We start from the raw sequence: 26,124 nt of genomic DNA on the forward strand, positions 1-26,124 counted from the left end.
TCAACGTGAGCTTGCCGTTCCATGAATGCATCCGATTGTCATTGCCCCGCGTGCGGCCATCCGAATTCCTTCTTTCGGCTCTGGTGCGACGGCTGCCACGCACCCTTGCCGCATCACGCATTCGAACCGACGCCCGTTGACGTCATCGAAAAAGAGTCCAACAGGAAACAATTGTACGGACGAGTCTTGGCCGATCTGGAGCAACTCGCTCGGTCATGCGAAGTGCCAGGCGATCAAGCGGAGACGATCCATGCGTTCTATCGAAACCAACTGGACGAACTCGAACATCGAAACGCGGAGCGGTCAGAGACGGCCGCCATTGACAAGCTGATTTGCGGCGCAAAGGTCGCTGCGCAAGAGGGACGGTACCAGCAGGCGATCGAGTCCTTGCAGTCGCTGGAGCGGCAACATCCCGGCGTCGTGCCAACCGAATCGATGTTGCGGGAGATCCATGCCAAGGAGGTGGAGGAGCGAATCGAACGGGAAGTCGACCGACTCGTCGCTTCCGCACGAGTTTGTCTGCGACGAGGGCAGGTCGACGAGGCGCAACAACAACTCTCTCGGGCGGTCGAGTTGCGTCCCGATAGCGAAGCCGTGCAGCAGGGGTTGGTCGCTGTCCAGACGCGGCGGGCGGCCGAGTCGGTGGAACCCACCGTCGGCCCGACTGAGTCGCTCGAGCAGAACGCAGCGAATCAGAACGCAGCGAATCAGAACGCAGCGAATCAGGCACACGAGCCGCCGGTTGACCAGCAGGTCGCCGTTCGCGACGCCGCCACAGCGGGGGCATCGGCAGACGAAGCACCGCCCGTTGTGCAGCCGACGGATCCCAGAGGCAATCCGATGCCGTCCGAACGTCCGGCGCCGGCCGCGCGGCGATTTGCGGTGGAGGACGAGGAGGTCCCCAGTGCGACGCAGCGGTTGATCGATTCGGCGTCGCAATGGTCTGCGGTGCTCAAGCCCTTTCTGCTGGACAACGTCGGCTGGTTCGTCGGTGCGTTTCTGGTGATTGCCGGTTTTGTCGTCTTGATCGTTTCGTTCTGGGGCAACATCGAACAGAACCAAGTGCTGATGCACTCGCTGGTTTACTTGTCCCTGGCCACGACCACCGGCATGTTTTTCGCGATGGCGTACTTCATGCGATTGAAGTACCCGCAATTGGAAAGTTCCAGCAACGTGCTGCTGGTGATCGTAGCGCTGTTGATTCCCTTGGTGTTTGCGGCCGCGGTCTTAACGACGTTGGTGCCCGGTGCGACCGGCGACGTCATCATCCAAGCCGGCATGAGGTAAATGATGAATCCACTGGCCATTGTCATCGGGCTCGTGTTCGGTGTTGTTTCCGCGGCAGCCTTCTACGGCGTCTCGATGATCACGTCGGGGATGTTCGCCCGACCGTTTTATCGAACCTACTCGCGGGTCTTGATCGGCATCTGTTGTGTGATGTTGCTCGCACCGGGTTTGCGGTTTCTCGCTGCGTCGAATCCGTTGGTCGGAGCGATCGGGTTGGCGATGACTCAATACCTGGCGATGGCGATTCTGGGTTACGGGGTGTACCGATTCAATCGCGACTTCATCAAACGGGTCTTTCTTCGGCGAAGGACAACGACGTACTTTATCTTTGGCACACTGGCCTACGCGACGGTGGTGACGCTGACGTTCTTGCACGTCGCGGTCGGTGGCACGCCGTCTTGGGCGGGACACGGGCACGGCTTGATCACGTCGGCACATTATGGGCCGCTGCTCGTCTTGTTGGCCGTGATGGTGTTCGACACGGACAGCCGACTGAAGTCTCTGCACAACGAACCGCGTCGCTTTAGCCGGTTCACGTTCGTCGGCTACGCGATTTCTTTTCTAGGTGTTTCGGTTTCAACCGTTCCGTTTGTTGCCGACGCGTTCGATCGGCTGAGTTCGATGGCGGTGGATTCACCGTGGATACAGAGTGTGAGTTCGGCGGAGGCGTTGTTGCTCGCGATCGGTTTGTATGGATGGCTGGTTTGGCGCTACGAATCGATTCCGCCGTTGTTCTTGCTGCTGTTGGCGATCATTGCTGAATACCATGTGCTGGTCACTCAATGGGTGCTGCAGGGATTCGGGCCGGAAAGCTGGGGGCTTGCGTCGCTGCCGCTGTTTGCCGGCATCACGCTGCTGGACCACTATTTCAGCCGTTGGGATCAGCGAAAGCGGGAGGCCGACGAACGACGGTCCATTGCGAGTGATGGAGCGCCCGACACGATGATCGAATCGCTTCGATTTGCCACGCCGTTTCGGGTCGTGCAATGGGGTTTGGCCGCGGCGCTGTTCGGTGTCACCATTGGGACGCATTTCTACACTCCGGCGGTCGCGCCGGTTTGGCTAGGTGTCACGTTTGCCGTGTACTGCGTCTTCTTTTTGCTGACTTCGTTTGTCCGACAACAACCGGCGTTGATCTATCTGGCCGGCGGTCTGGCGGGTCTTGCCGCGTTCTTGGGTTTTGCACCTGCCGGCGGCCCCGTCGCGACGGTCGTGCTGGCGGGTATCGGTTCGCTCGCGGGACTCATGGCCTGTGTGGGCGAGCGACGGGGACTGAAGCTCTGTTGGAGGACGCCGCTGGTCGACGTTTCGATGGTGGCGTCTGTGTGGGGCATCGTTTTGGTGTTTTCGCGTCACATCCTCGGCGCTGATCCATACCACTTTCATGCCGTCGGAATGCTAGACGGGATCGCCTTGGCAGGATCGATGTTGGGCTGCATCGCGTGCGCATTGCAGTATCGGTCGCAACTGCCGATGTACGTCCTGATGATCGCCGCGGTCACGCTGATTCCGGTGTGGAGTGCGGGTCTGGGGCTGTTGGCAGCGATCGCCGCCACGTGGCTTGATCACAGGTTTGCGGCAGGTCGCCGCGTCTTGGTCGGCGATCGAGTCCGCGGGTTCGATCGTGTCGCGCTTCCCCTGGCCGACGAATTACCCGGACTGCTGTCGCGTCCGCTTTCGCTCGGTGGAATTCCGTTGGCGTTGCTGGGGCTTGCGATTTCCATCGTGCATGTCGTGCAAGCTGATTTTTCCGGCAGTGTGTTGTTGGGGGCCGCGATCGCCGCCTCGGTGCTGTTGTTGCTGACACGCAACTATCGCGAGCCATGGCTTTACATCACCGGCATTCTGGCCACGTACTTCGCCGTGGGTGCGGTTGCCCAAGGACACTGGTTCACAGGTTGGGCCGCCAATGAAGCCCTGGCCGGTCAGATGACGATTCTGTCGGCCGTCTCGTTGCTCGGATGGCTCGTCGCGGGCGGTTCTGACTGGTGGTGCACGGCATGGTTGCGGCGTTGTGCGGAGGAAAAAGAGCCGTCGGTCGTCTCCAATCGGGCGTACTACAGCGGTTGGTTGTTTCACGTCACGGCGGTCGTTGCACTCGTCCCGCTGGTGGGGAACTGGGGTGTCTGGCTGCGTACCGACATGCCGTTGTGGACGATGGGGTCGGCTTCGCTGGTCGCGATTCTGTTTGCACTTGCGGCATCCGTCTACCGGACGCAGTTGGCGTCCTATTGCTCGTTGACCGCACTGACGCTGGCGGTGTTCAGCGGGATGGAATCGGCTGCGTGGATGGCAGTCCAAGCGTCGACCATCCTCGCCGGTCTTAGTCTTCTCGCCGCCCTGGTGTCCTGTTTGGGGTTCAAACGATTGTCGGATTCGGGGCGATCAGATCAGCCGTCGGCGTCGTGGATGGTCGCTCTATCGACATTACCGGCGGGAGGATGGGGGCTGTGGATCCGCCCCTTGGCGACCTATGCGTTGGTGTGCAGTCCGATTGCCGTGCTCGCGTCGATGCACAGCGATGCGACATGGTCGTTGAGTCATCTTTGGATCCGACCTGCGCCGATGACCTTCGCCCTGGCGAGCGTCACGTTTCTGTTGAGCACCCGTGCGTATCGCGTTGGCGTCATCTACGTCACCGGCGTTGTGCTGGCGTTTGCGGCAATCCATTCGGCAGCCCAAGTTGGGTTGAACGAAGGTTGGTTCGAGATGGAGGGGGACGGCGTTCACTTGTTGGTCGGATCCGTCATTGCATGGTCGAGTTGCTTGATCGCGGCGACGTTGACCTGGGCAATCAATCGACGGCTTTCACGCGTCGACCCCTCCCGTGAATCCGATCTGCGTGCCAATCGCGAATTCTATGGCGGGATCCTTCAGCATCTGGCGTTGCTGCTGGCCACATCGTGCTTGATCGGCCTGTCTGGCAAGTGCTTTTTCGATTCGGCATCGTTTGCGGCCTCGGCGCCTCTGCAACTTTTGACCGCATCGGTACTGGCCGTTGCGTTTGGGATTTCTGGAATCATCTACCTGTCGCGTTTGCAAACGTATGCGGCCTTGGGTTCGATATTGATCGCGGTTCTGGCCGGAGTCGCGCTGTGGGTCGGTCCGTCGGAACACTTGGCCGACCAAACGCTTGCGATGGCGTTGATGGCGTCAATCTTTGGTATCGCTTCGTGGTGCTTGCTGCCTGCGGAGCGTAGCGGGGCGGACGATGAAGACGGGGGGCAACGCGTCGGCATGGCGTGGGGATTCAACCGGTGTTGGGAGCATTCACCGTTGCCGTTGGTTTCGCGAGACCGAACATTGTGGACCAAGCCGCTGGCGCAAACGTCGGTCGTCGTGGCCGCGGCCGCGCTCGTCCCGCTGGCGATGCAGTGGGGGCAAACGCCGATCTGGATGGCGGTTCAACCGATTTTCCTGGCTTCGTTGGTGTGGTTGATCGCCACCTTCACTTACGGATTTGGCATACTCGGGGCATTGGATCAGGCGGCCAATTCATCTGGCCGTGATCGGGGCGCGATGCGATGCGATGCGATTGAACGCCGATTGCTTTACTTGGCGTCCGTTCTGACGTTCGGTGTCGGCGTTCACTTGACCACGCAGACCACCACGCTGGCGATGCTGCCCGATCGCATCGCGATGGCGTGGCACCTCGTCCTTGCCGCGGGGTTGCTGTTTGTCGGTTGGTGCGTGGCAACGGTGATTTCGATGCACTTGCCGGTTCCGACCGCCGGAGACGCAGAGGACTCGTCGAGGCGGCAGTCTCGGGAACTTTACAGCGCTTTGTTGCAACACCTTGTTGCGACGATCGGTGTGTTGGTTCTGCTCGGCGCCGTGATGCTGGGTCTGGCCGGAAACGATCTGTCGTTGCCGCTGGCCATTTCGTGCGGCATCCTGGTGGTCGTTTTTGCCTTGGCGGGTGCTACGTATCGAACACAGTTTGGCAGCTATCTGTCGCTGGCGTCACTCGGATTGGTGGTGGTCCATCTGGTCCTGTTTGCCCCAGGACTTGGCGACGCTGGTGGTTGGGGGCCGGACGCTGCGTTGGTCGCCGCGGCAAACTCGTTGCTCGGTTTGGTCCTGATCTTGATCGCAGTGGCCAGCTATCGAGCGGTGAGCCATCGATCGACCAGCCATCCGGCGGGCAGCGAGGCATCAGAAGCCTCCCGCGGGCGTCGCCTGCCGCCCCGTGTCTGGACGACGTTGCGGATGCCGCTTCAAGGCGATTCGTGGTCGTCGTTGTGGTTTCAGCCGCTGTGCCACGCCGCCCTGCTGTTTGCGCAGATTGGTGTCACGATCGTTTTGGTCCAGATCGTGTGGCAGGGCACATGGGCCGGATGGGCGATGCCGGGGTTTGTCACTTTGGTCATCGCGGGGTTGGTCTGTGCGATTGCTGCGAAGCTCTATGACAACGCGTTGTTGACCTACATTGCCGCCGCTCTCGTTGCGGCGAGTGTTTTTCCGTGGTTCCCAGCTGGCGGAGGGGCGGATCCGCGAGTGGGCGTCACCTGGTCGCTGATTGCGATCGTTTTCTGGGTGATCGGCTATGGTTGCGAACGGCTGGGCGGAGTTGTGTCGGGACATCCGTCGAACAGCGTGCCCGATTTTCCGTTGGCTCGCCTTTACGAGCGTCCCCTGATCCGGTCGTCGGCGGTACTGGCGATCATCGCGATCGCTCAAAGCCTTTACGCGTGGAAGCTTGATTCGCCGACGGCTTCGCTGGTGCCGATGTTGGTCGCGAGCGGCATCGGCACGTTGACGCTGTTGCTCGGTGCCCGCTCGATGAATGTCTTGCATCGGTTTTCGCTTGGGCGTCTGCTGGTCTACTTGGCGTGTTTGGGGGTCACGGCGTGTGTGTTAGCGGTCGCTTCGACAAACGCCGGTGTGGTGTCGATCGGTCCAGCGGCCGCCTTAACAGCCTTGATCCTGTCGGGGGCCGGTTTGTTGACGATGGAGTGGGGGCGAATCGAGAGCGTGACGAAACCGCATCGGGCGGCCGGTATCTTGACGTTTGCGAGACCACTTTCCAACTTCGCAGTGGGACTTGCCATGGCGGCATCGCTGGCGGCTATCCTGACCGCGATCGGAACGGCCGGTTACGACGCAGGTCCGGTGCTGATCACGAGCTTTGCTCCTTGGTTGCAGCGTCTGGCATTGGGCCCGATCGCGTTGACGTTGACGTTGGCCGCGGTGGTGAGTTTGCTGACGGTCCGGACATCACGCAACGTGATCTGGTTGGACGTGGCGGTGGTGCTGGGAAGCACCGGCCCGTTGTTGCTGGTCAACGAGGCGATGGGGTGGTCGGCAGCCTCGTTGATGTTCGTCGCGTTGATCGCGATGAACGGTCTGGTCGTCATGGCTCGCCTGGTCAAGTTCGGATCACAGCGTGTCCAGTCTTGGTTGGGGCTCTCGGATGCCTGCTGTGAACGCTCGTTTTATCGCTGGCCGTTGGTGGTCGCGTCGGGCTGTTTGCTCGTGCAGTCGGTCAGTTTGCTGCTGATTCGTTCGGGCGTGGCGGAACCCGACCCGAACTGGAATTGGTTGTTGGGCGGCGGTTTGTGCGTCGCACTCTTTTTCCACGTCCTTTACCTGCGACCCCACGCCGCTCTGGTGCACTTGTTGATTGCCAGCACGGTGATCAGTTTTTTCGGAGCCTGCCTGAAACGCGGCTGGGACGTTACTCCTGATGTCGCGTTGTCCGTGATGGGGTTGGTTTGGGGGATGATCGCTGTTCTGCTCAATCGCAGCGTCGGAAAACGCGTGTTGTCGATCATCCGATTGCCGATGACCGCGACCGAAGAGGCGGCGATGGAACGCGCGTTGGTCGGTTGGGCGATTGGAATGACCGGCTTGGCCGTTGCAATCACGTTTCCGATCTTCCGAATCGTTCGTCCAGACTTTCCGAACTTGACGGTCACGTTGCTGTTCGCCTCGATCAGTTGCCTGTTGACGGGCGTGAGTTGGCGAAACGTCTACGCAACCATCGCGTCGGCAATTTTATTGCCGATTGGTCTGGTGGCGACCGTCGTCCTGTATGTCGATCCGATGTTGTCACGAGACTTTGCCGCACTGGCGACCGCCGGATTCGCATTGGGCTATGTCGCGATCGAGTTCGGATTCCGGTGTCACGCGACTTCCAACCACAGGGCGTCCGATGGCTCTCTGGACGACTATACGCGGGGAGTCAGCCGATCGTTGATCACGCTTTCCAATATGATCGCGTCGATCGCGGTCGTGATCACCACGGCTTCGATGACGATGCTGAACCCGTCGCCGGTGTTTGCCATCGCGATGGCTTTGGTTGCGGCCAGTTGGTTGTGGATGGCTTGGGAATCGGGACGCGAGTTGTTGGTCTACTTGTCCGTTGCGGCACTCTTCGCGTCGTTGCTTTATCTGTGCACGTCGCTATTGGGAATCGCGTTTGAACGCAGCACCCTCGGGGCGTTTTCCGTCGTCGGATACAGCTTTCTGCTGTACGGGACCAATATACTGATCGGTCGCACGCAGAATCCGCGGGCCGGCGTGTTCTTGAATCCGACCTATCACATGGCACTTCTTTCGCCGGTCGTCCTGATGCTGGTGACGCCACTGGACCAGAAGGGGGTGGCCGCGTTCACGTCTCTGGCGGCCGGTTCGTTCTACCTGGTGGTTTCGCATCGCACGCACGCACGATGGACGGTGTACGTTGCCGCTGCCCTGTACAACTTGGCGATCTATCTTTGGATTCCGGAGGCCAAACAATTGACCGGGCTGGCGCAGGTCTATGTGATTCCGGCCGCCGTCACGGTGTTGATCTTTGCCCAATTGCATCGCAAGGACTTGAAGCCGCGAGCGCTCAGCGGAATTCGTTCAGCCGCCGCGGGCGCCATCTTGGCGGTCTCGACGTTCGAGGTGTTCTTCCAGGACGACGCGGGGTTGACGCAGTTTATCGTCGTCCTGATGCTCAGCCTGATCGGAATCGCGACGGGGATTTCGCTGCGGATTCGGCCGTTCGTTTCGATCGGGATCGCGTTTCTGGTGATCAACGTTCTGGGCCAGCTCGGGTTGCAATTTCACCGCGAAGGAGGCGTGATCCGAGCCGTGATCCTGATCGGCTTCGGCGTGCTCGTGTTGTTGGCCATGATCTTTTTTAACATCCACCGTGAACGCATCCTGCGTCGCTACCGCGGGTTTGTTGCCGACGAGAATTGGAGCTGAATCGGTCCTGCGTTAGGAACGAGATCGGCGTGATGCTGGGGGGGATGAGTCTTTGCAGGAGGCGGATTGGGTGGTCAAAAAATTGGGTGGTCAAAAAATTGGGTGGTCAAAAAATTGGGTGTGTGGAGTGATTGGGGCAGCGACGAGCAAGGTCGTTGTCGCCATCATTCTGCCTTCCACTGCACGCGTTTCATTGCACGCGTTGCATCCTGCAATCAATCCGGACTTGCCACCTGGAACGTCTTGAGCAAGAAGTCGACTTGCATTTTGCGGATCTCGGGCTCAGAGAACTGTTGACCGCCGTGTCCAGCCCCCTCAATGACGTGCAGCGTGCTTTCGACCTCTGCCGCTTGCAACGCTTTGTGCAGCAATTCGCTTTGGTTGGGCGGTACAGTGCGGTCGTCGCTGCCGTGGATGATCAGGAACGGGGGATCGTCCTTGTCGACATAGGTGATCGGGTTGACTCGTTTGATGCCCTCGGGTTTTTTCAGCACTTCCCCGCCGCCGAGTAGCTTTGATTCGGGCGAACCGTCGCGGTTGTGCGGCTCGTAACCGGGGGTGGTGACAAAGGTTTGGAAGTCGGTCGGTCCGTAGAGGTCCACGACCGCCTGCACGCGGCTGGATTGATCCGGCCAACCGCCGCTGCCTTCGAGTGCTTTGACCCCGCCGGAGGTTCCGAGCAGGGCGACCAGATGGCCACCGGCTGAGCTGCCGCCGACCGCGATGCGATCAACGTCGAGGTTGTACTTCGTCGCGTGGGCACGCAGGAAACGTATCGCGCACTTGCAATCCTCAATCTGAGCCGGGAACGCGGCTTCGCCGGTCAAGCGGTACTCGATCGTGGCTCCGACGAACCCGCTGCGTACCAGCGGAAGGACTTGGCGAACGCCACCGTCTTTTGTGCCGCCCTGCCATCCCCCGCCGTGGATCCAGACGTATACCGGCAGCGGCTTTTCAGACTTTTCCTTCGGCAACACCAGATGCATCGTCAGGTCACGCCCTCCGCCGGTGCCGAAAACGACGTCGCGCTCGACGGTGACATCGTCCGGCGTGTTCAGCCGACCGGCACTACGGCGATTCGTATTGGGGCGATTGGCGATTGGAAAATCCTCCCGAGTCAGCACGTCATCCCGATTTCGATCGAGACGCTGAAACAGCCGCGGTGGGCCTTTGAATTCGTCCTTGCTCACCTTGCCGTCCCGATCGGCATCTTCGCGACGCAGCACCTCGGCAAACGGAATCCGCGGAGATTGTGTTTGGGGTGATTGTGTTTGGGGCGTTTGCCCTTGGGGTGATTGTGCTGGGGCGTCAACAGCATCCGCTAATAAAACTCCCAGACACAGGGTCGTGGTCAGGACAGATTGTAGATTCATAGGTCATCCGTCGCTGCTCGCGACGCCGGAGAGTTCGTTGAAAGTAAATGGGTAAAGGTCGTCGTCGAGCGATGGACCGAGTCAGAAACAGAGGTTGATACCCAATATAACTCCGGCCCGATGGGTTCGTGGTGCTGGAGGCGGCCATGAAATGCCACGGCATCACGACCGCATGCGTGCGCTTCCGAGACACTTGGATTCCCCTGCAGTCGATGCACTTCATTTGCGAGCCACCGCGATCTCGCCCAAGGCGAACTGGGCAAGGCAAAAGTAGACCAAAACAACGGCCGCGTGTCGAAAAAGTTGGGGGCCCCATTTTTCCATCGTCGTTTCATGAACGACCCGTCCGTGAAGTCGCGTGGTTGCCCAACTGGCAGCGGTGTGGTGGACTCAGCTTGCAAGCAGGTCGGTAAGCTACCTTATCGCCACCAACGACGCGTGATTAGTAGGCTACGCCGCGCATCACACGGATCGCACCCAGGAATTGCAGCAATCAAGCGGTACTTGGATAGAGATAAGATAGCTGTGCTCGACGGCGGTGGAGACATTCGGCATTTTCAATAAATGAATCATGACCATTCAACTTCGAACTGAATCTCCATCTGGCAACGTGCAATTGCTAGCGGTGGAGCAATTCATTGACGTGCTTCGCAATTCGGAAGACGCTTATTGGCTGACTGGTACCGGCGAGATAGACCAATAAGCACGTCAGCAGGAAAGCGGATTCCAAATTCAGCATTCATGTTCAGTACAACTTTGAGGGTGTTGCAAAACTGGTGACGGTAACCTGCTGATCTGCATTCCGATGAATTGGACGTTCTCGACGACGTCCTCATCTAAGGGTTCTTCGCGGATTTTAGTGGGTGCTCCCGGATACTCGGGGAAGGTTGTTTGAGGGACGGTCGCGGTGAAGTCGATGGCTTAACGGAAGACATGCGTGGTTTGATCAAAAAAGAGGGTTGCGATGGTGTCGTTCGACGAGGTGTCACAAGCAAATGCATCCGGTGACATCGAGAGACTACAGGGCTATTTTGCGAGCGGTTTCGATGCGAACACGACGACAAAGATTGAGAAGTGGACGCTACTTCACAAAGCGTTGCTCTTGCCCCATGCGGCTACGAACCCAGATCTGATCGCACTGCTGATCGATTCAGGATGTCATGTGAATGCCGTCGATGCCAGTGGGAACACGGCACTGCACTATGCGGCAAGAAAGTGTGACGAGGCGTCCATTGGGATCTTATTGAGCTCCGGTGCGGACCCGAATGCGGTCAACAGTGAAGGCCGGACTCCCCTTCAGAAGCTCCTGGGGTCAGGGAGATATAGCGTTGAGACTGTCCAGGAATTCCTGCAACCAGGAGCTGATCCTGATCTTGGCACGCCGGGCAATGCAAGGAAGCTTGCGTCGGCGCTAGAGGATTCAAAGGTAATCGAGTTGTTCGACAAACGAAAGCCGGATTGATGGACCTGATCGGGGCAAGGTCCTGTTGGGCGGAGCGACGGCACTGCAGTGGGTTTCGTCAATTCGCGAGTTGGGTAAAAGCGATTCACATTTCTTCCAAAAATATTTTTCGGTTTGGTCAACGATCACATTCCTGTTTTCGCAGTTTGTCGCGTACTTCCATCAGGATTCGCCCGAGCATGTTCTTGCCGCTACCGTCGCCCCAGTAAGCGTCGTTCGTGGTGTGCTCGACGATTTTTGCTTGACCGGTCGCCAGCAACAACTCTCGAAGGTTGTCATGTTGAGTGAACTTGGCCATGACCGCATCTCGCATCACATTGTCTTTGATCGACTCCCAGTCACGCCGTAGTTGTTTCTTGCGATCTCGCCCCAGTCGAGCGGCGATCATCGGAGTCTTTGCCTTTCGCACCTCTTCCCGATGACCTGCATCTCGGAACTTCTGCGCCTGAAAGTAGTGCTCGGATGTCGGCCAGCGTTTCCCTTTGAGCTTGATGGAGTACGCAGCGAAATTTGAGAATTCGCCATATTCGTCGCTCACGCTGTAAAAGTTGATGACGTTTTGGTCTGACATGGCTGAGTCCCCGTGATTCGTTTTACCGCAAGTGTATTCCTGTCAGAGACAAATGCGGATTGGAGAGGTTCGGGTGACGTGAACCATTGACGAGTTTCTGTGTCGTAGACTGCCACCGCAGACCATGGGAGATTCCGTTAACCGCCGGCCAAGTTTAGGAGGGTGAAGAGTTCAACACGCAACCTGCTTTTCTTGCGCGACTGATGTCATTGCCCGGCCTGCGAAGCTTCGTGCGGCGAAGAAAGCTTCCCAAGGATCTTCTCGGTGTCGATTCGGAGTTGATACGAAGCAGGTCCTTCCGGAGTATGCCCCTGACCGGGGATCGTTTTAAGTTCGACGCTCGGGACGCCAGAGGCACGCATCCGCTGGACCGCCGCGAACACATTGGCGATCGGGATGACTTCGTCCTTCTCACCGTGGAAAAAGTGAATCGGGGGAAAGTCCGGGCCGGTTTGCACCTCCGGCCAGACGGCTCCAAAATTTCCCACCACGACGTCCGGATAACCCTTTTCGCACAGCTCCGCGGTGGCTGCGGTGGCAACGTAACAGCCGAGTGAGTAGCCGATGATCGCGATTCGATCGTGTTCGCGGTTTTTGACTTGCTCGATGGCATCGCAGGCGATCGAAACCCATTTTCTCCAATCCTCAAGGCGGATCCTTTCGATCTCGTCCACATCAAGTTGGTCGTTCTTCAGCAGCATCAAGTTGTCGTAATCAAAGTCATCGAAATAACGCACGAAGAAGGTCGGATGCCCGCGTTCGCTGATCGCTTTCGCATTGACATAGTGAACTGCCCTTCTGACCAATGGCGTTGCTCCCTCCACGCCATGAAAAATGACAACGGCCGCGCCATTGTCTGTGTTTTCAGGTGGACAGAAATAGTCAATCGCGATAGGGCTGCCGTTGGGACCAGTGACCGTGAAGGTTTCGTCAGGCCGCGGGGCCGGAAGGTAGTAGCCGACCGCTAGCGCGGCAGCGATGCAGACCATCGAGGTCGCTATGAGAAAGGCGGTCCATCGCCATGGTCGGACCGTATGGGACAGTTTGACAGTGGTCATACCACCGACGATCAGTTGGAGCAGTGTTTGAGCGACCCACACGAAGATCACCAGCGTGGGGACTCTCAATGCAAGGCAAATGGGAATGGATAACAGAGCGGCGCCGGAGGAAAAGGCAGCGATCATCATCAGCGCATCTTGTCGTCTGCTCCCGTCTGCCGGTTGCGGCCCAAACGCGTTGTACCAGACGCCAAGGAGAACGCTGGCACACAGGGCCTGGACAAAAGTTTCTCGCAAGCCGAATCCCCACCAGGATCGGAAAACTCGGGCGTCAACGAACGCGACCGTCACCGATGGCAGCAGCAATGGCACGGCGACCTGCACGATGACACCTGCTAGCAGCATCATCGCGAACGCCGTCGCCAGCTTCGCCGCTTCTCGACTCAATCTCCGGGCCATTTCAAGTGCTCATCGAGCGATCAGAGTAGAGTTGTGCTTTCAGCTTCTGGTCGACCAAGCCAAGTTCTTCCTGGATGTCGCAGACAACGGACTCGACAAACGGTTGCCACTGCGGATTCGTCAGATGAAACTTGTCCGGATGCTTTCCGTGAAACGTTGTGCTCTTGTTCTTAGCGTCGATCGTCATTGCAACTCCCTGCAAGGGTTGCTTGAGTAGGGGGACGAGGGCGTTTGCAGACTGATTGTCCTGCGAACCACAACCAATGGCAAGCCTCGCCGGGCGGATCGATCACATTTCGGCACCGCAAGCTGGAAGCTTACGCCACTTGTTCTTCCGACGGTCCGTGAGAAGAGGTAGGGAAATTGCGGGTAGGAAAAATCTCAGCTTCGACAGCTGATCCGCGGGTCACGTTTTTTTTCCAGCATCCATCTTTCTCACCCAAAATCTTCCTGCCTTCAAAACTCCCCACGGCTCCTACCCAGTCTGTCAAGCAGGCCGACTGACTCTTCCACACCTGCTTAATCGCCCCTGAACTGAAATAAAACCCCCGTCCCCTTTGTTGCTTCACACCTCGTCCCAAGAAGGTTTAGGAAATGTCGTTTCACGCATTGAACAAGTCGCCCAGTCGATCGTCGCTCGGATCGATGAACTCGGTTGGGATTCCTATGGTGTTAATTCTTCAAACGTACGGTTGCCGATGCGGTACCTTTTCCAGTCTTTGAAATCGAAGTGCCACCATTCATATTCGTAAACGGTAAACCCTTCCGATTCCATTGTGCGACGCAGCAGTTGCCGGTACCAGCGTTGACGCGATGTTCCGCCGGGGTATTGCGGAAAGGAACGCGGTGAGAACTCGTCGTAGCCGGCGACCATTTGAATCGGGTTGCCGGTTTCCAGGTCGTAGAGCGTCAGGTCCACCGCGCAGCCGCGATTGTGTCGCGAGCCGTTGGCGGGATTGGCGACGAAGTCTTTGAGGTTGCCGGGCGTTGCATCCCAGAACATCTTGGTGACATGCCACGGGCGATAGGCATCGTGGATCAGCAACCCGAGCCCTCGCGGCTTGAGTTTTGCATTGGCGCGGGCCACGGCCTGGGCTGCAGGTTTCTGCATGAACGCCTTGGGTTGGCGGTAGAATACGGCGCCGGTGAAGTTGTTGGTCGTCGCGTAGCGAATGTCCAACTTGATCGTTGGACCGAGCGACACCAGTTCGATGAGGTCCGCTGCGCGAAAGTCGCCGGGTTCCGGCGGCGGCGAAGCGGCCAAAGCTCCGGCGCGCAAGTCGTCGATCGGTTGCACGGGCACAATCTTGAACGTCTCGCCGTCTTTCGTGCCGACCTCGCGCCGTTTGAAGACGACTTCGGCTGCATTGACTTGCGTGGCAACGCCGTCGGAATCGCGTGTAAAGTTCAGCGATTCGCCGTGATAAAGTCCGTCGTCGGGAAATTCAAAGACGTCATCACTCACCTCCGTCAACGGGTAGTAATAGAACCATTCGATCAATGCGTAGAGTTTTCCCTGTTGCTCCAGGATGTACAGTGTGTTGTGATCCCAGCCATACTCGCCGATCAGCCCACGCCATCGATCGGGGATGTCGGCCGGGGGTTCATCCGGCAATCGCTCGTACGTCGTGTCTGCGATCACAATCTCGGTATAGCCATGTCGAACGACCTTTGTCCCGAAACCGATCTCGTCGTCGGTCACGATGGAACCGTCGTCGGCCGACGCGCGCAAGTCGTATCGGAAAGAACCCCGCTGCATGAAGACGTCGCCGTTGATTTCAGTGATCGTGGTGATTCGGTCCCCGTCGCGTTCTCGATAGGTGCCGATCAGTTCGGCCGCGCGTGCCGGGGGAATTGGCACGGTCGTGGGATAGTCGGGCAAGGATCGACCGTCCTGAGTGGCGACCATCAGCCGCAGGGCGTAGTCGGTCAGCCGCCCGACCATTCCGTTGGTGCCATCGAGTGAGGACGCGGCGGCAACACCGAGCTTGCGTTTGGGCAGTGATTCTAGCTGTGTCGAGAATCCATACACCGCGCCGCCGTGTCCAATTTTTGTCTCACCGTCCAAATCACGGATATGAAATCCCAGCCCGAATCCCTGCGGTTTTCCCTCTTCATCTTTAATCGGTGTGGTCATCATGCTGAGGGACCGGGGATCCAGGATTTTGCCGTCGGGCGTGCGGCCTTCGTTAAACAGGCAAGAGAGAAATTTTGACAGATCCAGGACGTTGGAGTACAAGTTTCCGGCCGGTCCGGTTCCCAGCAGAAACGTCGGTGCCTGGAAACGTCGCCCGTCGTAGGCCCGCATCCAGCCGGTGGCCAGCTTAGGTTCGATTGCCGGCGTGACCACAAAACTGCTGCTCGCCATCCCCAGCGGATCAAGAATGGTCTGCCGCACGCGTTGCGGGTGTGACGTGTCGATCTGTTGTTCCAGTACGGCTCCGACAACTGCGAGCGCCGCGTTGGAATACTTGGTTTTGGTTTCTGGTTTGTAAACCAGCGAGGTCTTGTTCAAGCTCTTGACGGTCGCGGAAAGCGTCGGTTCGTCGGGATCGAAGTAGTTCCCCACCGGCGATTCGCGGACAAGACCGGAACGATGCGACATCATCTGCCGCAATGTCTGTGGAACGTCGTACGGATTGTTCGGTTTGAAATCGGGCAGATACGTCTGCACGGGAGCATCGAGATCGATTTTGCCTGCTTCGACTAGTTGCAGCACCGCGATGTCGGTGAACAATTTGGAAACCGAACCGACGCGATAGACCGTTTCAGCGGTCGCCGGCGTCTCGTTTTCGGCATCTTGGAATCCGAATCCGTCTGCCCAGACCACCTGGTCACGATCGACCAACGAGATTGAAAATGCAGGCAATTCTTTTTGTTCGACTTCAGCACGAACGGCAGCCTGCAACTTTTTGATTGCCGGTTGGTAGTCGTACTTCGGCGGATCGACGAGATCAGCAATCGCCACTGCGGCTTGCATCAGGCTCAGCCGCTGCAGGTTGCTCATGATGGCGACGCATGTGCCGGTTTCTGGATACAGCAGCAAGAGGGTTGAGGTGCCGGATTGGGCGCCACCGTGCCAAGCCGCTTTTCGTCCCGACTTGCGACCCACGCTCCAGCCCAATCCGTAATTCGTCGTTTTGCCGTCGGTCGTTTTCTGGCGGGTCCACATCAGATCGCGGGTGTCTGAATTGAGCAGTTTTCCTTGGTTCAGGGCCAACGCAAAACGGACCAAGTCAGGCGCGGTTGAGAGCAGTCCGCCGCCGGGTATCTTCATGCTCGTGTCGTGCAACGTCGCGTTGTACAGTTCCCCTTCGACCAGTCGATGATCGTCTGGCAGTGTGGTCAGCAGCGACTTGGTGGCTCGGATGTAGCCGCGGGCGCGATTGGGGATGATGGCGAACGTATCGTCGGCCACCGTCTGAGTCATCTCGGCGGGCTGAAGCACATTTTCGTGGAGCAGCGCCATGAACTCCGCGTCGCCGGCCCCCTCGGCGACGGAGCCGAGCAGATTGTAACCGAAGGACGAATACCTGTATTTCGAGCCCGGTTCATGAATCAGCGGATCGTCCGCAAAGGTTTTCAGAGCCGAGGAGAGGCTGAAAAAGTGTGCGGTCGAAGACGATTCCGCGGACGATTGGTAATGCCGAACGCCACCCAGATGACCGAGCAATTGACGCGTGGTGACTTGCCAACGTTTTTCGGGATAGTCCGGCACATAGGTCTGTACCGGTTCATCGAGCGTGAGCCGACCGTTTTCCATCAACGACAGGACAACTGCGGCGGTCATCGGTTTAGCGATCGATGCGGTTCGGTACCGCGTCGTCTCGGTGGCCGGAACGGAGTGTTCCACGTCCGCCAGCCCGAACCCTTTGGCGTAAATCAATTCATGATCCTGAGCCACCGCGATCGACATCCCGGCAACCCCTTGGTCCTGCATCAATTGCTGGACGATGTGATCGACCTGCGTCAACGTCGTCGACCGGGCCTGTTGAGCGCTGAGAGGTGCTTGGAAAAAGAAGGCAACCGTTGCAAGCGACAACCACATCCCCACTGTTGCACCGGTAGGCTTGCGTGCCGAGATCGTGTCGGGGGCATCGAACCAACGTCGTCGGATTTGCGATCTTACAAACATGTTGCAGCGGGCCTGGATCGGATCGGGGTTGCGCCGGCGGCGCGCGGGAATTTCTGTTTTGATTGAAATTGTAATCGACAGTCGGCGCAGCGAATTGGCGGTGCGGCCCGTCGGCTTTTTTCGGTTGCGATGTTCCGGTGCCACGTTGTCGTGGCAGCGTCAGAAATCGACCGCGGGAGGTGACAGAATTTCAGCAAACGCGGTACGCCCCGGGAACGATTCGGTCGAAACATGCGGCGCGACGGCTTGGCCGACGAACGACCCCGACGCCGGTCGATGGTTGGCAATCTCGCCATGGGCTACCATACTGGACCGTCCCACCCTTTTGTCCTTCCCCAGTCGAATATCGACATTCGCTTTATGTCTATTGACACAAACCCCAAGCCTGGACGTTCTGAACCATCGGCGACTTCGGTGCTGTCCCATCGTCGCATTGCGATTCTCACCGATGGTTACTCGACGCCGTTCGTGGCCAAGACCGCGATCAGTCTGCTTCGTTATCGCACGCAAGATGTCGCGGCCGTCATCGATGCTGCGGCGGCGGGCTCGACGTCGCAAAAATTGCTAGATGTCGGTGGTCAGATTCCGGTCGTGAAAGCGTTGTCAGACGTTCCGGATGCGGATGCGTTGTACATCGGCATTGCACCTCCCGGGGGAAAACTGCCCGAAGAGTGGCGTCCGATCATCCTCCAAGCACTCCGCCGTGGTATCGACGTCGTTTCGGGGCTGCACGATTTTCTGACCGAGGACGCGGAATACATCGACGCGGCGGCGGGATCCCAGAGCCGCTTGATCGACGTGCGTCGCAATCGATTGAAGTCGACGGCGGATTGCCATCGGTTCCGCCCCGGTTGCACCCGCATCCATACCGTCGGCCAGGATTGCAGCCTGGGCAAAATGGTCACGTCGTTGGAGATCCATCGCGGGCTGATCGATCGCAAAGAGAACTCTAAATTCCTCGCCACCGGTCAAACCGGCATCATGATCTCTGGCGAAGGCGTGCCGATCGATTGCGTGGTCGCGGATTTCGTCAGTGGTGCCGCCGAACAACTTGCCCGGCAGAACGAACAGCATGATTTCTTGCTGATCGAAGGCCAAGGCAGTATTTCGCATCCGGCCTTTTCCGCGGTGACGCTGGGGTTGTTGCACGGCAGCGCTCCGGACGGGTTGATCTACTGTTATGAAGCGGGACGCACACACGTCAAGGGACTCGATGACATTCTCATCCCGCCGATGAAAGACCAGATGGAGGCGTACTTGGTTGCCGCGAATCTAAGGCATCCGTGCAAGTTTGTGGGCATCGCGATCAATTCACGCAATCTCAGTTCCGAACAGGCGATCGCGGAAATCGAGCGTGCCGAGTCGACGTTCGGGCTGCCCGCGTGCGACGTCTATCGCACCGGAGCCGACAAGTTGGTCGATGCCTGTATCGGATTGCGAGCCGAGGTGCTGGACCGATGAAGCTGACCGTCTATCGATTGAAGCTGCCCCTGAAGCACGCGTTCACGATCGCACGCAGTTCGATCGAGACGCAATCGAGCTTGATCGTGGAACTGGAACATGATGGCGTCCGCGGCTATGGCGAAGTGACCGAAGATTCGTTCTATCGTCACAGCTGCGATTCGATGATCGAGTCGCTCAAACGGGTCGCTCCCGATTCACTCGATCGGTACCTGTCAGAGTCTCCCGCAGACCTGTGGCCGATGATGCGAGACGAGACGGCAGGCGACATGTTTGCGTTGTCGGCGCTGGACATGGCGGCGCACGATTGGCGCGGCAAGAGCCGTGGAATTCCGGCCTGGCAGGATTGGGGCCTGGAATGGAACGACGGCGTGGATTCGAGTTTTACGATCGGGATCGATACGCCGGAGAAGATGATCGCGAAACTGCAGGAGGAGCCGGGGTGGAGAGTCTACAAAATCAAACTCGGCACGAAGCGAGACATTGAAATCGTGACCGAGTTGCGACGCCACTGCGACGCGGTGTTTCGTGTCGACGCGAATTGCGGTTGGGCGGCGGACGAGGCGATCGCCAATTCCAAGCCGTTGGCGGACCTGGGGGTGGAGTTCATTGAGCAACCGCTGCCGATCGACGCGTCGCGTGAAGACAAGCAACGGGTTTATCGCGAATCGGTGCTGCCGATCATTGCCGATGAAGACTGTCAGGTGTTCGATGACGTCCAGCGATGCCGCGGTCTGTATCACGGCGTCAATGTCAAACTCTGCAAGTGCGGCGGTCTGTCCCCGGCGCTGCAAATGCTGAAGAATGCTCGCCGGCTGGGATTGAAAACGATGATCGGCTGTATGGTCGAAAGCTCGGTCGGCATCAGCGGCGCGGCGCAGTTGTTGCCGTTGTTGGATTTTGCCGATTTGGATGGGGCGGTGTTGTTGGCAGACGAACCCTGTGTCGGTGTGGTGGTCGATCAGGGCAAGATTGTCCCGTCCCGGTTGGCCGGTTGTGGCAGCGATTTGAATCACGAGCGGTTGCCGGAGTTTCTGGCGTCGCCGCCGGTCGTGATGGGTTAGGGCGTAGGGCATGCTGTGCATGCCGGCCGTCACGCACAGCGTGACCTACTGCAGCGTCTATCGGTAGATGTCATGCGAGAGAGCCATGGACCGTCTGGCAATCGGCTTCCCTGGATCGATCGAACAGACGATCTCCGGTACCACAGCAATGGATCACACCCACGGATGGCAGCGCGTACCCACGGATCCCAGGCTGCTTTTCATCCGTGGGTTCGCTCTGCCATCCGTGGGTTCATTTAAATCGGGCACTCGGGGCTGTCTTCAGGCTGACGCTTCCAGCGTCGCACTGCAACCCGCCGGTTTGACTCCGCGATCCAATCAGACGGATGACCGGCGCATGACGTTTACCGCTAGACGGTCCACTTCGGAGGCAGCCGTCACGCACAGCGTGACCGACGCAGGCTGCTGGCCCGCGACAAAATGGGCCGACACTTTGCTTCTCCGTTAAGTAAAATGTGGCCACTCGAGTTCCCAACGGAAATCCCCTGTTCAACGATTCGAAGAGCTGATCGTGAGTGCCCCTGCCCGTTTTATCTTGCATCCGACTGATTTTTCGGCCCAATCGCATCTGGCGTTTGCCCACGCCTTGCGGTTGGCGCTCAGCAATGAATCGACGTTGTCGTTGTTGCATGTGGGAGACGATTCCTATGAAGACTGGGATCGCTTTCCGGCGGTCCGAAAGACACTGGTGCGTTGGGGGCTGATCGAAGCGGACGCCAAACGCCGCGACATTCAAGAAAAGCTTGGTGTCGGTGTGGAAAAGGTGATCGCCGAGCAGAAAAATGTCGTCGAGGCGATCACGGGTTTTTTTCAAGAACGCCCGATCGACTTCATGGTGCTCGCCACCTCCGGTCGCGACGGGCTGGCATCGTGGTTGATGCCATCCAAGGCTGAGAAGATCGCGCATCAGACGCATGTGCCGACGCTGTTTGTCCCCGCCGGTGGGCACGGCTGTGTTTCGCTGGAAACCGGCGCCGTCAACCTCGATCATGTCATCGTGCCCGTCGATCAGACGCCGGACTCCAGTGAAGCGATCGAGCGTGGGCTGCGAGCGATTTCGGCATTCGGAAGCGAAAACGCGAAGCTGACGCTGTTTCACGTCGGCTCGACGTCCATGCCCGATGTCAGGGTCCCCTCTGGCCCCTGGCAGGTCGAACAGAAGGTGGTTCCCTCGGGCGATCCGGCCACCGAGATCATCGCGCTGGCCAACGAAACCAAGGCCAATCTGATCGCCATGGTGACCGACGGAGCCCACGGATTCATGGATGTCTTTCGCGGCACAACGACTGACAAAGTCGTCCGTCACGCACCCTGCCCCGTCCTGGCCATCCCGACCAACAACTGATCACCGGTGGCATCCGCTTCCAGCCGTGGCGTAAGCTTCCAGCTTGCGATCCGCGTTTGTAAATCGCGATCGACAGGCTGGAAGCCTTTCCCACTGCCACGTCCTACCGGGCGAACTCGACAAAGCCGAAGAAGTCGGGGTGGTGGAAGCGAGGGAAATTGCGGTCACCTTGCGACCATTGGCTCTTCACCGCCATGTTGCCTTCCAGCCGATTCAGGTTCAACCGCCAGCGGTCGCCGACCAAGGGGCGACCGGATGGCAACACATGTTGGAACAGCTGGAATGGTATGGCGACTTCCAAGGTCCATCCACGGTCGGTGTCGGTCGAATCGTTTAAGGTTCCGTCGACAACGACCGCGCATCGAATACCGTCCGGGTTCCATTCGTCATCGGGGTTTTCTCCATGCGGGCGATAATTGTCGAGCTGGGTCCCGAGCGCGTTCATTTCGAGGTTGAAATAATTTTCAGGGTGACCGATTTCGGGTGACGCGAACACCTCCACGCAATCATCGCGATACACGTCACTGTCACGCTCGGTCCGCGTCGCCAAAACATCGCGATCGGTGCAATGGAATGAAACATAGAGGAACTGATCGTCCCACAACAGTTTGGCGTCGGTTTGTTGCCGCGGTCCATCGCCTTCGTTCCACCAGGTAAATACAAACTCGCCGAGCGATGGCGCAGATGCCCAGGCGGCTTCATCACGTCTGCCATCGATCACGATCGGTTGGTTGGTCCGCCGAACGATCGCCGACTTGTGTTGCAACGGTCCGATCTTACGCTGCGATCTCAAATAGGCCAACAGGTCGGCCGCTTGCTGGGGCGTCATGCCGGAGAGCAATTGGTCGGGCATCACCGACTTGGCCGACGGTTCCATCAACTCGATTTCATCGACCGCCAGGCTGTGTGATTTCCCGGTCGCATCGGTCATTGTCAATTGCTCCGCTGTCTCCGCGGTGACGATCCCGACGAACACCTCGCCGTCGCCGGTCAACACCTTTCGGGCACGGTACTGGGCATCGATCTTTTCTGACGGACGTACGAGACTGGCCAACAATTCGCCGGGCGTCATCTGGGTTCCGATGCCACTCAGGTCGGGGCCGACGTTCTGCCCGATCGCTCCGATGCGATGACAAAGTCGGCAATTCACGTCTTTCGCTTGCTCGAACAGGTGCTTGCCACGCTCGGCGGAACCCTCGATCGCCATCAGGGCGTCTTCGTCGATCGTTGCCCCCAAGCGGGTGACACGCTGGTCTTCGGGGAGATAATGTTCAAACAGATCTCGAACCAGCGGATCATCGCTCTGGCTCGCTCGCCGAATGATGGCACTTCGGAGTTCGTTGGCCGCAGCCAGTTGGGCACAGGCCAGCGACAACTCTAACGCTGCTCCGGGCGACCGCAGCAGGTGATCCAGCTTGCGGTCGAAATCATCATTCAGTGCCAGGTCGGCGATCGCTTCGGCAACGTCATCGTGTGCAGCGTCCTCCTTGGTCCTGTCGCCGGCCTTCATCGAGGCGATCCAGTCGCGCAACAGCATCACCCCTTGTACGTCGATCACGTTGGATCCGAATTGTGGCATGTGCCCTCGACCGGATTTGAGTGCGCGATAGAGCAGCACGCTGCGTTGCGGATCGCCCGGCGCGACGACGCGCGCGTCAACAATGCCGAACGTTCCTTGAGCCGGCGGTTCGTCGAGATAGTGATTGAACTCCAATGACTTCGTCACATTGAAATTAAAATTTGCGGTGCCGCCGCCCTGTTTGCGATGACAGGTCGAACAGTTCAGGGCCAGGTAAGACCGCGCCCGCGCTTCGAGCGGCTCAGATTCATCGTGCGGCGAAGCGAGCGGTGGTTTCGCGGGAACCGGATCACGAAACAGTCCCAGCTTGGTCAAACGGTTCAGCTGGTTGTCTTGCAGGGAGCTGATGTTCAATTGTTCCGGCCAGAAGGCGTGCACGGTTCCGGCTGCCCAGATGTGACAGAGCAGACATTCGCTGCGGCTGGCGTGACGCCAAGTCTGTGTCCGCATCCCGTCGGGAAACCGGTCGTCTTTGATGGTCAATGTGCGTTCGGTTGCGATGTCGTCGTGCAGCATCGCGTCGGTTTGGTCGTCGTTCCAGACGTAGTTGTACGCTTGCCATTCATCGCCGAGCAGATGCAGCACCTGGGTCTCCAGACGCCGCTCGGTCGCCGGGTCCCTCGGATCGGTGCGGTAGGTGACCGTTTTGGCAACCACGGTATCGGCTGGGAATTGGAATCGCCCGGCCAGTTGGCCGGTTTGCCAATCGTCTCGATCGTACAGCGTCAGTTGCTCCTCGCCCGGGATCGCGATCCACTGTCGGGACTGGGTCCCGTCGGCCCAATGGTGTGCACTGATTTCGTACTCGACGACACCCGCGGCCGGCGTTAGGGACACAACGTCGGCGAACAGTCCGGTCTCGCTGAGTCGTTTCGGAAACGATTGACTGGCCTCGGTGATCGGATTGGGCTGCAACCGCAGGATGGTGCCGTCGTAGCCGACGATCAGCACTTCGCCGCTCGGATCGAGCATGAAACAGATGATTTGCAGCGGCGTGTCAACCAATTCCTTTTGCCAAAGCACGCGATCACCGTCGGACTTCATCGCCCACACCTTGCCGGTCATCCAATCGCCATAGATGTAGGCTCCCTTGAGTTCCGGCAATCGATCACTGTTCCAAAAATGGCCGCCCGAGATGGATCGAGAATCCAGGTGGGTGTGTTCGAACAACGGCGGTGTGATCGGGATCTCGGGTTGTACGTCTGGCTTGACCGGTTGGCTGCCCTCCATCACGCTCCACCCATGGTTCCGGCCCCGAGCGACGCGGTGAATCATTTCACGCATTTCCCAGCCGACGTCGGCTGCCAACAGATCGCCGCTGGCTGGATCGAACGCGATCTTCCAAGGGTTGCGAAATCCGTAGGCCCAAATCTCAGGGCGAGTCTTGTCGCGACCGACGAACGGGTTGTCCGCCGGAATGCGATAGGGCTGTTCAGCGGTCGGGTTGTCGACGTCGATTCGCAAGATTGCCGATTCAAGGTCGCTTAAGTCTTGGCCCGTGTTGTTCGCGTCCGGCGGATAGGGCGGCTGGCCGTCGCCGATCGAAACGTAAAACATGCCATCGGGTCCGAACTGCATCGAGCCGCCGGTGTGACCTGAACCGCTCCATCTCGCCAACACGACCCGGCTGGTCAAATCGATCGTGGGGACGGTCGGGTCAAGTACCTTGAATCGAACGAGCAAGGTTCCGGGGTTCTCGCCGCCTCGAAACGAATAGGTGACGAAACACCACGGCTGGTCGGCCAGGTCGTGATGAAACTGTAGCGCTAACCCTTGCGAGATCGGACGGTCGTGACAGTCGTTGAGGTCCAGACACGGTTCGGCCGTTGCGTTTTCAGGATCGTTTTCGAAGGAGACGATCTGCCCCTTGAGCTGTGTCGCAATCCATCGCTCGGCTTCCGGCAGCCAAACGATGTCCGTGGGGTGATCGAGCTGGACGTTGGCAAACACGCGTTGAGTGGTGTAGGGCAACGGTGGGGCCGGGCTGCCCTGGATCTTGGAACTCGTCCAAGGCACCCGCCGCGGCGGTGGCGTGTCCTGGCCGACCAGTCCGATGGGTGGCAGAGCGACGAAACAGACAGCGAGAAAGGAACCAAACGTACGCACGATGCAAGGTCTCTGCGGATCGGGAACTCCGGCGACAAGATTGATTTTTCAATCATACCAAGAACCTGCGCCGCGGCGTGAAGGATTCCCGACCGGCTCAGCGCGTTCCCAGCCGTCCCAGAATTGCTTTCCGCAAATTGGAGAGTAGTCGGATGTAACGCAGCAGCAGCAGGATCATGATCACCAGCAGGACGACACCGAACAGTCCCATGATCATGTCAACGAAATAGACGGCGACCGCGGCAGCGATTCCTCCGACAAACAAGACCGCCACCATCACCATCAGTGACTTCGCGTTGCCTTCCAAATCAGCACGTTGTAGGTACGCCGCAAGTCGTTTTAGATAAAGGAAAAACAGCGCCGTTGCGGTCAACGACAGCAAGTTCCCCAGGCTATACGTCCAAAATGGTACCGCGACAACCCACGAGATCGTCCAGGTCAAGATGGCGGCTAAGTCGAACGCGACCGCGGCGTTGATCAATCCCCTGGCTCGGCTCGCCTGGGGGATCGCCAGACAGAAAACGCGACCGACCAACCCCAGCAAAACGCCGAGCATCATGACCAAGCCCATCGCGAAGGCAATCACCATCATCGTGCCCATGCTCGCTCCACGCATCATCAGCGGCACAACGAAGCGGCCACCGATGACCGACAGCACGATCAATGCGATGCTCCAGTAAACGAGACTCAACCCGGTTGCCACCCGTGACATCGCCTGCGGGAAAGCGAACGCCGGCATCGGATCAAACGAGTCGTCAGGAATCGTCTGCGTCGGAGCGTACGGATTGAGTGGGTCTTGGGAGGGCGCCATGGTTGAATGCTAAGGCTGGTACGGTGACTGCGTCGCGGCGAGGGGCAAGACGATGGGGGCAAGACGATGGGGGCAAGACGATGGGGGCAAGACGATGGGGTGGCCAGGGGGGTAGCGGGATACTTCTTGCGTGTTATTGTTTTGCCCTCATCGTTTTGCCACCTTCCAACTCACAACGAGAGGTGTCGCCATGCCCATCAAGGTTGACTCAGAAATTCAGGTTCTTGACCGTGACGAGTTCCAGTCATTCGCATACCGAGTCATGGGAATCATCTA

General features: G+C 58.6%; 14 protein-coding genes. 7 read left to right on the forward strand and 7 right to left on the reverse strand.

Annotated features, from left to right (window positions below; genetic code table 11):
- Window positions 1-21 precede the first annotated feature (21 nt).
- Both NZK35_RS14285 and NZK35_RS14290 read left to right on the forward strand, forming a co-directional pair.
- Complete coding sequence (locus NZK35_RS14285) at window positions 22-1,287, forward strand: hypothetical protein (protein ID WP_259633211.1); 1,266 nt, start codon at window positions 22-24, stop codon at window positions 1,285-1,287.
- Window positions 1,288-8,484: a hypothetical protein gene (locus NZK35_RS14290; RefSeq protein ID WP_259633212.1), complete on the forward strand. Its 7,197-nt coding sequence runs from the start codon at window positions 1,288-1,290 to the stop codon at window positions 8,482-8,484.
- A gap of 215 nt (window positions 8,485-8,699) precedes the next feature.
- Here the strand turns inward: NZK35_RS14290 and NZK35_RS14295 are convergent, their stop codons facing one another.
- Window positions 8,700-9,857: an alpha/beta hydrolase fold domain-containing protein gene (locus NZK35_RS14295; RefSeq protein WP_259633213.1), complete on the reverse strand. Its 1,158-nt coding sequence runs from the start codon at window positions 9,855-9,857 to the stop codon at window positions 8,700-8,702.
- Window positions 9,858-10,428: 571 nt separating this feature from the next.
- Here NZK35_RS14295 and NZK35_RS14300 point away from each other — a divergent pair.
- Together NZK35_RS14300 and NZK35_RS14305 are read left to right on the forward strand one after the other, a co-directional pair.
- Entirely contained in the window at window positions 10,429-10,560 is a 132-nt protein-coding gene (locus NZK35_RS14300; RefSeq protein ID WP_259633214.1) for a hypothetical protein, read from the forward strand.
- Window positions 10,561-10,821: 261 nt separating this feature from the next.
- The gene (locus NZK35_RS14305; RefSeq protein WP_259633215.1) at window positions 10,822-11,319 is read left to right on the forward strand and encodes an ankyrin repeat domain-containing protein; all 498 of its coding nucleotides are present in this window, start codon (window positions 10,822-10,824) and stop codon (window positions 11,317-11,319) included.
- A 118-nt stretch (window positions 11,320-11,437) separates the two neighbouring features.
- On the opposite strand, the gene NZK35_RS14310 is transcribed toward NZK35_RS14305, so the two are convergent.
- The 4 genes from NZK35_RS14310 to NZK35_RS14325 all read right to left on the reverse strand — a co-directional run bounded on the left by NZK35_RS14310 (window position 11,438) and on the right by NZK35_RS14325 (window position 17,482).
- A complete protein-coding gene (locus NZK35_RS14310; protein ID WP_259633216.1) occupies window positions 11,438-11,890 on the reverse strand; it encodes an NADAR family protein in 453 nt (150 codons plus the stop codon).
- A 206-nt stretch (window positions 11,891-12,096) separates the two neighbouring features.
- Entirely contained in the window at window positions 12,097-13,347 is a 1,251-nt protein-coding gene (locus NZK35_RS14315) for an alpha/beta hydrolase (protein ID WP_259633217.1), read from the reverse strand.
- 1 nt (window position 13,348) lies between these two features.
- Window positions 13,349-13,534 carry a hypothetical protein gene (locus tag NZK35_RS14320; RefSeq protein WP_259633218.1) on the reverse strand — a complete coding sequence of 62 codons (186 nt, stop codon included), beginning with the start codon at window positions 13,532-13,534 and terminating at the stop codon, window positions 13,349-13,351.
- 477 nt (window positions 13,535-14,011) lie between these two features.
- Window positions 14,012-17,482: a serine hydrolase gene (locus NZK35_RS14325; protein ID WP_259633219.1), complete on the reverse strand. Its 3,471-nt coding sequence runs from the start codon at window positions 17,480-17,482 to the stop codon at window positions 14,012-14,014.
- Window positions 17,483-17,842: 360 nt separating this feature from the next.
- Here NZK35_RS14325 and NZK35_RS14330 point away from each other — a divergent pair, with 360 nt between their 5' ends.
- The 3 genes from NZK35_RS14330 to NZK35_RS14340 all read left to right on the forward strand — a co-directional run bounded on the left by NZK35_RS14330 (window position 17,843) and on the right by NZK35_RS14340 (window position 21,352).
- Window positions 17,843-18,943, forward strand: coding sequence for a DUF1611 domain-containing protein (locus tag NZK35_RS14330; protein ID WP_259633220.1), 1,101 nt, complete (start codon window positions 17,843-17,845; stop codon window positions 18,941-18,943).
- On the forward strand, window positions 18,940-20,007 hold the full coding sequence (locus NZK35_RS14335) for a dipeptide epimerase (RefSeq protein WP_259633221.1): 1,068 nt from the start codon (window positions 18,940-18,942) through the stop codon (window positions 20,005-20,007). Before NZK35_RS14330 ends, NZK35_RS14335 begins: the two co-directional genes overlap by 4 nt.
- A gap of 511 nt (window positions 20,008-20,518) precedes the next feature.
- Complete coding sequence (locus tag NZK35_RS14340; RefSeq protein WP_259633222.1) at window positions 20,519-21,352, forward strand: universal stress protein; 834 nt, start codon at window positions 20,519-20,521, stop codon at window positions 21,350-21,352.
- Window positions 21,353-21,455: 103 nt separating this feature from the next.
- Here the strand turns inward: NZK35_RS14340 and NZK35_RS14345 are convergent, their stop codons facing one another.
- Together NZK35_RS14345 and NZK35_RS14350 are read right to left on the reverse strand one after the other, a co-directional pair.
- Window positions 21,456-25,037, reverse strand: coding sequence for a carbohydrate-binding family 9-like protein (locus NZK35_RS14345; protein WP_259633223.1), 3,582 nt, complete (start codon window positions 25,035-25,037; stop codon window positions 21,456-21,458).
- A 97-nt stretch (window positions 25,038-25,134) separates the two neighbouring features.
- Window positions 25,135-25,848, reverse strand: a complete 714-nt coding sequence (locus NZK35_RS14350; RefSeq protein ID WP_259633224.1) for a hypothetical protein — start codon at window positions 25,846-25,848, stop codon at window positions 25,135-25,137.
- Window positions 25,849-26,124 lie beyond the last annotated feature (276 nt).

Origin of the sequence: Stieleria sedimenti, from assembly GCF_025060895.1 — a bacterium.
GTDB classification, from domain to species: Bacteria; Planctomycetota; Planctomycetia; order Pirellulales; family Pirellulaceae; genus Stieleria; species Stieleria sedimenti.